At 67.8% G+C, this 12,216-nt stretch carries 9 protein-coding genes and 2 pseudogenes; 7 read left to right on the top strand and 4 right to left on the bottom strand.

The genetic code is table 11. The annotated features are described in order from the left end of the window. Nucleotides 1–38 precede the first annotated feature (38 nt). Together ABZY20_RS32315 and ABZY20_RS32310 are read right to left on the bottom strand one after the other, a co-directional pair. Entirely contained in the window at nucleotides 39–686 is a 648-nt protein-coding gene (locus ABZY20_RS32315; RefSeq protein ID WP_356446267.1) for a methyltransferase domain-containing protein, read from the bottom strand. A 409-nt stretch (nucleotides 687–1,095) separates the two neighbouring features. After that, on the bottom strand, nucleotides 1,096–1,299 hold the full coding sequence (locus ABZY20_RS32310; protein ID WP_004984723.1) for a cold-shock protein: 204 nt from the start codon (nucleotides 1,297–1,299) through the stop codon (nucleotides 1,096–1,098). Between the two features lie 320 nt (nucleotides 1,300–1,619). On the opposite strand from ABZY20_RS32310, the gene ABZY20_RS32305 reads away from it, so the two are divergent. Then, on the top strand, nucleotides 1,620–2,468 hold the full coding sequence (locus ABZY20_RS32305; RefSeq protein ID WP_356446266.1) for a menaquinone biosynthesis protein: 849 nt from the start codon (nucleotides 1,620–1,622) through the stop codon (nucleotides 2,466–2,468). 92 nt (nucleotides 2,469–2,560) lie between these two features. After that, a pseudogene (locus ABZY20_RS32300) lies at nucleotides 2,561–2,806 on the top strand (serine/threonine protein kinase); the annotation flags it as partial. A 76-nt stretch (nucleotides 2,807–2,882) separates the two neighbouring features. Here the strand turns inward: ABZY20_RS32300 and ABZY20_RS32295 are convergent. Beyond that, the gene (locus tag ABZY20_RS32295; RefSeq protein ID WP_356446264.1) at nucleotides 2,883–7,550 is read right to left on the bottom strand and encodes an FtsK/SpoIIIE domain-containing protein; all 4,668 of its coding nucleotides are present in this window, start codon (nucleotides 7,548–7,550) and stop codon (nucleotides 2,883–2,885) included. A 401-nt stretch (nucleotides 7,551–7,951) separates the two neighbouring features. Here ABZY20_RS32295 and ABZY20_RS32290 point away from each other — a divergent pair, with 401 nt between their 5' ends. From ABZY20_RS32290 to ABZY20_RS32270, 5 genes are all read left to right on the top strand, one after another. After that, entirely contained in the window at nucleotides 7,952–8,251 is a 300-nt protein-coding gene (locus ABZY20_RS32290; RefSeq protein ID WP_356446262.1) for a WXG100 family type VII secretion target, read from the top strand. A 243-nt stretch (nucleotides 8,252–8,494) separates the two neighbouring features. Then, a complete protein-coding gene (locus ABZY20_RS32285; RefSeq protein ID WP_356446260.1) occupies nucleotides 8,495–8,809 on the top strand; it encodes a hypothetical protein in 315 nt (104 codons plus the stop codon). Between the two features lie 6 nt (nucleotides 8,810–8,815). Further along, the gene (locus ABZY20_RS32280; protein ID WP_356446258.1) at nucleotides 8,816–10,174 is read left to right on the top strand and encodes a putative T7SS-secreted protein; all 1,359 of its coding nucleotides are present in this window, start codon (nucleotides 8,816–8,818) and stop codon (nucleotides 10,172–10,174) included. A 9-nt stretch (nucleotides 10,175–10,183) separates the two neighbouring features. Further along, a complete protein-coding gene (locus ABZY20_RS32275) occupies nucleotides 10,184–10,822 on the top strand; it encodes a hypothetical protein (RefSeq protein WP_356446256.1) in 639 nt (212 codons plus the stop codon). Further along, complete coding sequence (locus ABZY20_RS32270) at nucleotides 10,815–11,423, top strand: hypothetical protein (protein WP_356446254.1); 609 nt, start codon at nucleotides 10,815–10,817, stop codon at nucleotides 11,421–11,423. Before ABZY20_RS32275 ends, ABZY20_RS32270 begins: the two co-directional genes overlap by 8 nt. 707 nt (nucleotides 11,424–12,130) lie before the next feature. Here ABZY20_RS32270 and ABZY20_RS32265 read toward each other — a convergent pair. Beyond that, a pseudogene (locus ABZY20_RS32265) lies at nucleotides 12,131–12,216 on the bottom strand (IS5/IS1182 family transposase); the annotation flags it as partial.

Raw genomic sequence — 12,216 nt, 5'->3', positions numbered from 1 at the left:
CGGCCGACGCGGCAGACGCGGCCGGTCCAGCGGCCGGTCTAGCGGGGCCTGCGGGCCACGAGGGAGGCCTGGGGCACCGGTTCGCCGGTGGCCTCGTCGGCCTCCCGCACGGTCCGCGCGCACACCACGAAGCCGGCCGTCCGCAGCAGGGCCGCCATGTGCTCCGGCCGGCGCCGCAGGAAGTCCAGGGCGACGCTGTGCCCGAAGGGGTTCTCGTGGCGGCGGGGCTCGTCGCCGACCTGGAATCCGAGCAGCAGGTGGCCGCCGGGGCGCAGGACGCGGTGGAAGCCGGAGAAGAGGGCGGGCAGATGGTCCTCGGGCGTGTGGATGGTCGAGTACCAGGACACCACCCCGTCCAGTGAGGCGTCCGGAAGATCCAGCTCCTGCATCGAGCCCCGCACGAAGCGGAGGCCGGGGTGCTCGCGGCGGGCGACGGCGAGCATCGACGCGGACAGATCCAGACCGAACACCGACAGTCCGAGCGATGCCAGGTAGGCCGTCACCCGCCCGGGCCCGCACCCCAGGTCGGCGACCTCGCCCCCTTTCCCCACCAGCTCGGCGAACCCGTACAGCACCCCCCGATCCAGCGGCGTCCCCACGCGGGGCTCCCGGAAGTGCTCGGCGTAGTCCTCGGCGACGGTGTCGTAGAAGGCGCGAGTCTCACGAAGGAAGTCGGCGTCGGTCATGGGCGGAGCGTAGGGGTCGGTGCCTGGGGTGGTCTGTGGGGGTGGTGGGTTTCGGCCGACTTGAGGCAAGGGGGTTGGAGGGCGGGTGGCGCCCGGAACCGCGGGCGGGCGGCTGACCCCCGAATCACCTACCCGGGGCCGGGCCCGTCCCTATGCCGTCGAAAGCCGTTGAGGCGAGAGGGATGGTGGTCGCCGTACCCGGGGGAGAGGCCTATCGACAGGCCGGTCGTGAGCCGGTTGCCGGTGGCGGCCCGGACGTTCTCTTCGGCCTCGCCCAGGCCGTCATTCTCCCGAAACCGCCACCGGTGGAAGAATTCGCCGGAAATTCACCGAGACCGCCCCGGAACCCGGGCGGGAAAAGGCAGGAGCCCCGCCGCCTGACGGCGCGGGGCTCCTTGGGTACTGCTGATCAGACCGGCGTGACGTTCTCAGCCTGCGGGCCCTTCGGACCCTGCGTGACGTCGAAAGACACCTGCTGGTTCTCCTCGAGGGACCGGAATCCGGTCGCGTTGATCGCGGAGTAGTGGACGAAGACGTCGGGGCCGCCGCCCTCCTGGGCGATGAAACCAAAGCCCTTTTCGGCGTTGAACCACTTAACGGTTCCGGTAGCCATAAGCCCTCCTTGGGCTCAAAAAGGGTTGCCCTGCTCCAGAACCAGCAAGTGTGAAGATGAATTCCGCACAAGTGCCTATGTCTGAGAATGACGAGAGCCCGCGGTCACATGCTCCGCAGGCTCTGTACTGCAAGGGAAACCAAACTGCAACTTGCGACGAGCCTAGCACGCGGGCACCGGAAAGCAATAGGGGTCAAGATCACGTCACCCGAATGTTTGAACCTCCACCGCCGACTGGCGGTGAACGCGTGAGCGAGGGCCGGCACCGCGACGGCGGGGCCGGGCGCGGGCCGGTGGGCCGTGAGGGCTAGCCTCACGATGTGGACAATCCTCGCACCCGGCCGCGTGTCGGCCACATCCAGTTCCTGAACTGCCTGCCCCTGTACTGGGGACTCGCGAGAACAGGCACGCTCCTCGACTTCGAGCTCACCAAGGACACCCCGGAGAAGCTCAGCGAGAAGCTGGTGCAGGGCGATCTCGACATCGGTCCGATCACCCTGGTCGAGTTCCTCAAGCACGCCGACGAGCTGGTCGCCTTCCCCGACATCGCCGTCGGCTGCGACGGTCCGGTGATGTCCTGCGTGATCGTCTCGCAGGTCCCGCTCGAACAGCTGGACGGCGCCCGCGTCGCCCTCGGCTCGACCTCCCGCACCTCCGTCCGTCTCGCCCAGCTGCTCCTCGCCGAGCGCCACGGCGTCCAGCCCGACTACTACACCTGCCCGCCCGACCTCAGCCTGATGATGCGGGAGGCCGAGGCCGCCGTCCTCATCGGCGACGCCGCCCTGCGCGCCAACATGCTCGACGGTCCGCGCTTCGGCCTGGAGGTGCACGACCTGGGCGCGCTGTGGAAGGAGTGGACGGGGCTGCCGTTCGTCTTCGCGGTCTGGGCGGCCCGCCGCGACTACCTGGAGCGCGAGCCGGTCATCACGCGCCGGGTCCACGAGGCGTTCCTGGACTCCCGCAACCTCTCCCTGGAGGAGGTCGACAAGGTCGCCGAGCAGGCCGCCCGCTGGGAGGCCTTCGACGAGGCGACCCTCGCGCAGTACTTCACCACCCTCGACTTCCGCTTCGGCGGCCCGCAGCTGGCCGCGGTCGCCGAGTTCGCCCGGCGCGTCGGCCCGACGACCGGCTTCCCGGCGGACGTGAAGGTGGAACTGCTCCAGCCGTGAGCCGGGCGGTGCCACGGCACTACCGTGCTGATGCACGCGGGCGTACGGGGGCCCAGGGGGGCGCCGCCCGCGCACGGGGGAGGGGTGACGCCATGCGGCCGCTCGACGTCGACGAACCCACCGTGGTGGGGCCCTACCGGCTGCTCGGACGGCTGGGCTCCGGCGGCACGGGCCGGGTCCACCTGGGCCGCAGCGCGGGCGGCCGCACGGTCGCGGTGAAGATCGTGCATCCGCACTTCGCGCTGGACGAGGAGTTCCGGGCCCGGTTCCGGCGCGAGGTCGAGGCCGCGCGCCGGGTGGGCGGCGCCTGGACCGCGCCCGTGCTGGACGCCGACCCGCGGGCGCCGGTGCCGGCGCCCGCACCGCGGGGGCGGCTCCCGCCGCTGGGGCCTCGCCGAAATGCCGCTCAGCACCTCACCCCGGCACGACCACCGTGCGCAGCTCCCCGTCGCCGAGGTGCAGCATGCCCTTGCCCGGGGCGACCTGGCCGCCCACCATGCTGCGGGAGAGCCGCACGCCGATGAGGTCCCCGCTGGAGGACTCCTGCGGGGAGAGCAGGATGCCGCGGCGGGCCTTCTTCGCCTCGACCTGCCAGCCGGAGAAGCCGCTGCACACGTCCTCCTCGTCACCGGCGATGACCAGGGCGAGGCCGCGCTCGGCGCCGCGGGAGACGAGCTTCTTCAGCTGGCTCTCGGCGTCGCAGTCCTCCAGGATCTCGCCGTCGTCGACGAGCACCGCGATCGGCTCCTCCAGGGACGCCTGGTCGACCAGCTCCTCGAACTCGTCCTCGTCGATGTCGTCACCGGTGAAGACCTTCAGCACCCCTTCGCTGCCGTCGAGTTGGCGCAACGGCGACTGGCGCGGCGCCGCGATCACCAGACGCGTGCCCTGGGCGAGGAAGGAGTGGGCGAAGTTCAGCAGGACCGTCGAACGGCCCGACTTGGCCGGGCCCGCGATGACGAACGCCGGTACGCCCTGGGCGAGATCGGGCCCGAAGCCGACGATCTCGTCGCCGCCGATCCCGGCCAGACCCCACAGCCGGGAGCGCGACCCCTCCGGGTCGCGCATCTCCCAGGCCTCCGGGAAGGCGATGCGGCTGGGGAGGCTGTCGACGCGGAACGGACGGCGCGAGCGCGGCACCTCGGCGTCGCGTGCCGTGGCCGCCTCACCGATCGCGGCGAGCGCCGCCGCCTGGCCCTGACCGCTCGTGTCCTCGGCGAGCAGCGCGAACTGCGTCTCCGTGCCGAACTCGTTGCGGAACGCGCGGCCCGGCGGGATCTCCTCGGGCACCTTGCGGACCGGGATGCCGAGCGCGGAGAAGTCGCTGCGGTCGGCCAGGCGCAGACCGTACTTGTCCTCGGTGAGGGTGGCGATCCGGCCGACCAGCAGGGTCCGGTCGCCGGTGAGCACCAGATGGATGCCGACGCTCGCGCCCTCGCGCATCGTCGTCTGCAGCTCGTCCGTGAGCGAGCCGTGGTCGATCTCGCCGAGGGTCGGCACCCAGCCCTCCCAGCGGTCCAGCAGCACGACGATGTGCGGCAGCCGCTCGTCCTCGGACACCGAGGCCCGCTGCTCGCCGATGTCCGCGAAGCCCTTCTCCGACAGCAGGTCCTGGCGGCGGCCCATCTCGCCCTTGAGCCGGTTCACCAGCCGGACGACCCGCTCGGTCTGGTTGCGGCCGACGACCGCGCCGCAGTGCGGCAGCCGCGTCAGGGCGTTGAGCGCGCCGTTGCCGCAGTCGATGCCGTACAGGTGCACGTCCGCGACGGAGTGCGTACGGGCGATCGAGCCCGCCAGCGTGCGCAGCACCTGGGAGCGGCCGCTGCGCGGGGCGCCGCCGATCATCAGGTGGCCGAAGGACGAGAAGTCCACCACGACCGGGCGGCGGGACTGGCTCGCGGGCAGGTCCTCGATGCCGTACGGGGCCGGCGGCAGCTTGCCGGGGCCACCGGCGAACGCGGGCGTCTCGATCTCGTCCAGCAGCAGCGTCTCGTCGAGGGCCGGCAGCCACGGGCTGTGCTGCGGCGGGATGCCCAGCGAGCGGTTGGCGTCGCGGATCGTGTCGACGAGGACCTTCAGGTCGGTGATCTCCTCGTCCTCCCGCGCCTCCGCCTTCGGCTTGACCAGCGCGGCCCGGCCCAGGTCCTCCCAGGTCAGCGGCCCCACCCAGGGCATGAGGACGGCCGGGTCCGCCGCGCCGGGCCGGCGTCCACCGACGCGTCCCGACTGGAAGGGGACCAGCGAGGAGTGCCCGAGCCGGGCGTACGCACGGCCCGGGGTGTTCTTGGAGATGTGCCCGGCCTCGGGCGAGTCGATGACGTCGGTGGACTCGCCGCCGTCCGTCACCCGCAGCGCGATGCGCAGGTTGGTGTTGGCGCGGATCTCGGGGGAGACGACACCGGACGGCCGCTGCGTCGCCAGCAGCAGATGGATACCGAGGGAGCGTCCTCGCTGGGCGATGTTCACCAGCCCCGTGACGAAGTCGGGCAGGTCACGCACCATCGAGGCGAACTCGTCGATGACGATGAGCAGCCGCGGCACCGGCGGGTGCGACGGGTCGCGGCGCACCAGGTCCTGGTAGTCCTCGATGTCCTTGGCGTCGGCGGCCGCCAGGATGTGCTCGCGCCGGTGCAGCTCGGCACCGAGCGACTCCAGCGCCCGCTCCACCAGGTGCGCGTCGAGGTCGGTCACCATGCCGACGGTGTGCGGCAGATGCACACAGTCCTTGAACGCCGCGCCACCCTTGTAGTCGACCAGCACGAACGTCATGTTCTCGGGCGTGTTCGCCACGGCCAGCGCCGCCACGATGGTCTGCAGCAGCTCCGACTTGCCGGAACCCGTCGTACCGGCGATCAGACCGTGCGGCCCGTCCTTGCGGATGTCGATGCCGAACGGCCCGTCGTAGGACTCGCCGATGACGGCGAGCGTCGACTGCCCGCCCATCCGCCAGCGCGCCACGATCGCGTCGCTCGTCGGCGGCTCCATCTGCAGCACGTCCAGCAGCCGGCTGGAGCCCGGCAGCGCCGAGTCCTCGGTCTCGCCGCTGATGTCCCGCAGCGGCGACAGCGACCGCGCCAGCCGCAGACACCAGGCGGGGGAGACGAAGTCGGGCCGTACGTCCTTCAGCCGCTCCGCACCGGCCTCCTCGACCCGCAGCCGCAACCGCTCGACACGTGCGCCCTGTTCGGGCTGGTGCGCGGTGGTGTGCCAGGCCTGGAACGAGGGGAACCCCCCGGCCACCTGCTGTGCCTGCTGCTGCTCGACCTGCCGGTCGGGCTCGTACTCCACGGCCTTCGGCTCGGCCACGACGAACGCCTGGCACTCGCCCGGCAGGAACCGCTCCTCCGCGTCCAGGCACAGGGCGAACATCGACACGGACGGCCCCTCGCGCAGCAGCCGTACGACACCGGGCAGGGAGCGCAGCCGCCGCGACCCGTCCCACACCACGACGATGTCGGGATCGCTGAAACTGGAACCGGCCTGCGACCTGTTCTGCTCGGCGGCCTTCTTGCGGGCGTCGAGGATCTGCGTCAGCTCGCCGATGCGGGCACCGACGGTCTCGGCGTCCGTCCCGATGAGCGCGTTGACGTCCTGCCCGCTCGACGGCCGGGCGTGCGGCAGCCAGCGCACCCAGTCCCAGGACTCCTGCGCGGCGTTCTCGCTCAGCACGTAGAACTGCACGTCCATCGGGCTGTGCAGCGCCGCGGTCTGCGCCACCGCCCAACGCCCCAGCGCCCGGGCGGAATCATCGGGACCGGCCACGCCGATGACGCCGAGGGTGCGCAGGTGCAGGGCGACCGGCGCGTCCTCGATCTTCCAGGTCACCTGGCGGCGGTGGTCGTCCTGCTCGGGGTCGTCGAGCACGACCTCGGAGGGCAGCCGGCCCGTGCCGAAGCGGAGCAGAAGATGATCGCGGTCGGTGCGCCGCCGCTCCCACAACCGGGTGCGCGGCCCGGTGCCCAGGGCGAGCACGGTCGCCGGGTCGGGTATGGCGTGCCGCCGGTCGTTCCGCTCGGTGACCAGCGCGTCCTGCGCGTCCTTCTCGATCCGCTCCTTCTGCTCCTCGTACTCCTTGACCTGCTTGGCGTGGGACTTACGGCCGTGCTTCTTGTCGTTGTAGTAGTTCGCGAAGAGCAGCACCGGGCTCAGCGCGGCCATGATCAGGTAGTACCAGCGCTGGAAGATCATCACCGACACGACGGCGCCGACGAGCGGGGTGAGCGCCATCAGCCAGGGCAGCGGCCGGGCTTCGTACTCGCGGGGCGCCGACGGCAGCCGGAAGGTGGTCTGCCGCTCCGGCGGACGCAGCCGCGGGGGACGGTTGTAGTCCAGCCCGACGCCGTCGTCGGACCACTTCAGGGCGGCGTTGGGCGGGGTGTAACGGGTGAGTTCGAGCAGGGTGTTGCCGACGGCGATCTGAGCCCCGAGGGGCCACTCGTCGGGCCCGTCCTTCTTCGCCCCCGCACCGTCGCTCTTCTTCTTGCCCTTCGTCTTGCCCTGCTTCTTCCCCTTCTTCTTCCTGCCCTGGTCCTCGGGGTCCTCTTCGCCCTGCTCCGCCAGGGACTTGCCGTCGAGGGTGACGTGCTGCGGGTCCGTGTGGACGGCGACGCTGCAGGTGCCGTCGGTGGCGACGGAAAGGGTGAGGGCCCGGGCGTCGACCTCGGGATCGTCGATCCGCACGTACGACGCCGGCCCGCTGCCGATGTCGTAGCGCCCGACACCGAGCCGGTGCACGAACCCGGCGGCGGGCCCGCCGACGACGCGCAGCTCGACGAGCCCGGTCGGCTCACCGGGCAGGCACCCGGACGGATCCTGCAGACTGACGACGGCGCCCTCGCGCAAGGGCGAGCCGACGACGGTGGCCTGGGGATCGACGGCGTACCCGTCCACGTAGACCAGGGGCGCGTTGTTGGCCGGCGCGTGCCGGTGCTGCCCGAGCGGGATGACCTGAGCCCCGCTGTGCCCGACCTGCTTGGCCAGCTCCTGGGCGATGTCCCCCACGGTGGACTCAGGATCGGCATCGAGCACGACGTCGGCGGCGGCACCGCCGTACGGGTCGACGACGGTCAGAGTCAGGCGCACGACTTGTCCTCCCCGTGCCACTGGGCCGGTGTGGCCGCTGTGGTGTCTGATGCTGCGTCCGCTGCGCGTGCGTGGCGCTGTCGCTGCTGTCGCTGCTCTCGCTGCCGTCGGCTTCCGTCACGCTGGTCACAGCCGTAAGGACGATATCCGTTCCGCGGGGCGGCGGGGCAGTGGGGAGGTGCCGGGATGTTCCCTATGGCAATGTCGTGCACGCTTTCATGACCGCTCGTTCACAAGCCGGGGATGTGGCACCACAGGTCACACCCGTAAGCTGCTGACGCAAGAGCGGACGATCACACCGGTTGCCGGCTGCGACCGGCAACTCGGCCTGGGGGCCGGTGAGTTCGCGAACAGGGAGCCACGGGGGTTGGCCCTGCGGCGTTGCGAAAGGGAGCGGCTTCATGGCCAAGGACCTTGACATCACATATCAGGACATGCGGGAAGCTGCCAAGCATGTCGTGAAGGAGAAGGAAAAGCTCCAGGAGAGGCTCGACGGTCTCCGCAAGTACATCAACAACCTCGTGCAGTCCGGCTATGTCACGAAGTCCTCGTCGAAGGCGTTCGACGAGAACTTCGACGACTTCGTGCAGGGCACGAAGACGACGCTGGACGGGCTCGACGGCATGGGTGACTACCTGACCATGGCGGCGGACAAGTTCGAGCAGATCGACGAGGAACTGGCCAAGCAGGCTCGTAAGTAGCCTTCTGCTGAGGGTCGCGGGCGGTGCGGCGGGGTGCGGGGCGCCTTGCCGCACCGCGGCTCGCTGACCATGGCGCGTCTGCTGAGGGTGTCATCCTGAGGTGGGCCGTGCATGCCTCTCTCGGCTCGTCCGTCGATTAGTAGGCGATCCATGGGTCAGTAAAGTTCGGACACTTCGTTACTGAGTGCGGTGAGCCGCGCTATCGGGGGATCACGGTGAACATGAACATGTTTGTGGCGGCTCATGGCTGACCGCGTACGGATCGACGATCTTGAGGTCATCCGGGAGATGGGTAAGGGTCTCGGACGGATTCACAAGGCATTCGAAGGCCTGCCTGACATTGTGGAATCCTACGGAGAAGACTTTGGCCACGACGACCTGTCCGAAAAATTCGAGGACTTTGAGTCGAACTGGAACCTAAACCGGGACAAGCTTCAGGAAGAGCTTAAGTTCCTATCGGAGTATGCGCTGGCTGCGGCGAAAACGTACAGCAAAATGGATCACGAACTGGCCAAGGCGATCCGAGACGCCCAAGACTCCGGCAAGAAGGGTAAGTGAGTCGCTGTGGGGGGACGACCTCGTGATTGGTCACCGCTGTGTTGGTTCGATCCCGTTCCGGGAGATCCGGACAGGGTGGCGAGTCTTGGGAAGAAGCTCAAAAAGACCGCCGAAGAACTCGAGCGTCAGGTAAAGAATCTCAGGGCGATATCTGAGATTGACTCATGGGACAGTGACGCAGGCCGGGAATTCCGCAAGCGGGCGGAAGGGTCCACGGGAAAGCTGGAAGCCGCACGGAAGCGCTACGCCACGGCAGCGACAGCACTTGGGGACCAAGTGGTGGAGGTGGGCGGGGGCTATGCCGACAAGGCCCACGCCTCGGCAAAGGACTATGCGTCGGACCTGAACCGGGCGCAGCAGATTGCTGACCAGGCCCTCAAGGAAGCCCAGTCGGCGGAAGATGACAAACGAGCCGCGGGGACGAAGCTCGCCGATGAGGGAGACGACTCGAGGAAGAAGGAACTCGAGGACAAGCAGCAGGCAGCCGAGGATGTGATCAAGGCCGCCAAGGAGAAGATCGAAGAGGCAAGGCGCATCCGTGATGCCGCGGCCAAGCGAGCGTGCGACGCGATCGACGAGGTCATCTCCGACGATGCTCTGAAGGACGGGTTCTGGGACAGCCTTCTCGACGACATCGCGGACATCACCGGCCTCATCGCCACCGTTTGCGGAGTGCTGTCGTTGATGGTCGGCTGGATCCCGGTGATCGGACAGGCACTGGCCGGCATCCTTGGCACCATCGCTCTGGTCATGTCGTTGGTTGGATTTATCTGTACTGCCATTTTGTATATGCGTGGAAACGCCGATCTCATGGACTTGGGTGAGGCGGCGCTTGGCTTCTTGATGATCGGAGTCGGGAAAGCTTTCTCCAAGCTCGCCGGAAAATATGCCGGAACTGTACTAAAGCGGCTCAGTAGAATGAAGTCAAGTAAGAGGCCGGGCATGGGTAAGGCCTTCAAGCGTGACCGTCAGAAGCTGAACAGGCTCGGCTCTCAGGGCTTTACGAAGGTGCTCTCGATGACACCGAAGGAGCTTGGCAAGACGATGACCAGCCCGTTTGCCGAGCTGGTAACGAAGGCGGGCTGGAAGGGGTTCGCGGATAACGCGAAAACGGTGTTTAATGTGAACAGTTGGCGGGGTGCGAAGGAAGCCATCTCCGCGAACGGAGGTGTGGCGAAGTCGGTGTCTCTCGTGGACGCCGAAGTTGCCGCCAGCCTGAAGTCGATCAAACCATTGGCCGCCAACTTCCCCGACATCCCTGGATTGAACGGCGTCAAAACAACGGTCAACGTTCTGACCGGCATCGGATATGTGGTAACCGGTGGCAATATTTACCTCGACGAGAATACTCGACCGGCGCTCTAGGAGAAACATATGACGGTTGACAGTAATGACTGGACCTGTCGGCTGGAATTTCGCGACGGTTGGGTCGATCTGACAGCCGGTACGGGGCTCAACGCCGATGACAAGGCGACCTGGGCACGGGACGTTGTGCAGTCCTTCAACCCCATGGACCTCGTGGCCTCGAAGGAGTCCATCGAAAAAGACTTGATCCAGCTTGCACATGCCGCCGAAAAGAACCAAGCTGTTCTCGCGGCCGTGTTCTTCGCGTTGGGCGGAGCGCACTATGCCACCTTCGACGTTCAGATCTTCGGTGAGGACGACGTCGTCCTCACCCTCGCTGAGATCGAGCACATGTTGCGTGGCCATAAGGAGATCGCCTCAGAGCCTCAGGTGAGCAGGGTTGACCTGCCGGCGGGGACGGCCGTACGGCTGCAGGCCATGTATCAGTCCAAGGGCTTGTTGGGCTTCGGGAAGAGGCTCTCGGAGGCCGTCTCGTACGCTCTGCTGGTCCCTGAGACCTCGGATGTGCTCCTGGCGACGATGAACTGGCGGGCGATCGAGCACAGCGATCAACTCAGCGCAGAGATGGATGCGTTGATGCCCACGCTGCGGTTCGTGCCACTTGACGCGGAGGGCAATCCGATCGCTGACGGGACGCCTGATGCCTGAGCAGTGGATTGTCGAGTCCGCCACTACACCCCCGACGGACTACAACCTGATCGTCCCTGACGGCTGGTTCAAGCTGTTGCTCGGCCCGGAAGACCGCGACCGCAGCATCATTGCCCTGGCAGACCAGCAGTTCCACGGAATCGACAATGCCCCTCTGCTCAAAGAGCAGATGATGCGCGAGTTGCAGAAGACGGCAAAGGACGCTTATCAGGCCGGAGGTATCGAGCTGTACCTCTCGACCCTGAGGGTGGGTCCGCTACCGCTTTCCTCTTCGCTTCTGGTCAGCTTCCCCATGCCCGGCACGATGCCGCCTTCCCGGGATGTGCATACGCTCGCAGAGGTGCTCGGCCGACGGGGCACGGAGACGACCGTGGTCAAACTCTCCGCCGCAGGAAGGGCGGTACGGGAGGTTCGCTCCGAACCGGCTGATCCGCAGACCCAGCTGGGGAACAAACTTCCCACGACCACCGTCAAGTTCTACGTCCCAGTGCCGGCGACTGAAGAGTGGCTGATCCTTGCGTTCTCCACGCCATTGGACCCGCTGGCGCGACGCATGGTGGGACTCTTCGACGCCGTGGCGGATACGTTGCACTGGACCTGATGCCGCAGCGAGTGCGTGACAACTTGGGTTGAGGAAGGGACGACTGGTGGAGCGACGGGGTGACACTTCCTCCGCCGTGGGGTGGTTCGGCCTCCGGGACAGTCTGAGGATCGCCAAGGTGATTCTCTGCCTGGTCGTCGGGATGGGCGCCATCCTGCTGTTCGTAGGGCTGGGAAAGCGCGTCGCCCGAGAAACGGTCCCAGCGCTGGTCGACTTGCCCGGTGGACCGTGGACAGCTGGAGGCGTCCTCGGGGCGATCACCGTGCTCGGGGTGGCTGGTGGACTACGTGGTGCGTCCGGTGCCCCAGGCGAAACCCGGTCATTGCGCGGACTGCGAGCGGTGACTGTGACGTTTTGTTGCCTCACCGCTTTCGGCCCGCTCTTCCTCTTGCTGAGTGGCCTGCCCGGGAAAAATTGTCACTCTGCAGGCTGTGCCTACATCCCCGGAACGAGCAGCGCACTGCTCGCCTACTTCCTCGGCGCCTGCGCCGTGGCCTGGCCGCTATGGCGTTGGAGACGATTGCGGGCGGAGGAACGAGCAGCGTTGGAGCGGCAACGGATGCAACGCCTTCGCAAGCGAGGCAAGGGCAAAAGCCGGACAGCCAGTGGCCGGTAGGGCGGTCAGGGACTCGCGTTTGGAGGCGCGCCCGCTGCACGTCAGCCGCTCGTGTACCGGGCGGGGGCGCCGTTTCCAGCACTGAGCTTCTTCAGCGTTGCCGCTCCAGAGTGAGGATGGCTTTGGCGATTGACGTCATGCGGTTGGGGCTGCAGCGGGATCTACGGAAGATTCGCC

Source organism: Streptomyces sp. NPDC006624, assembly GCF_040611555.1.
In the GTDB taxonomy this organism is placed as follows: Bacteria; Actinomycetota; Actinomycetes; order Streptomycetales; family Streptomycetaceae; genus Streptomyces.
The sequence above is the reverse complement of the archived record's forward strand: the minus strand, read 5'-3'. Positions and strand labels throughout refer to the sequence as shown.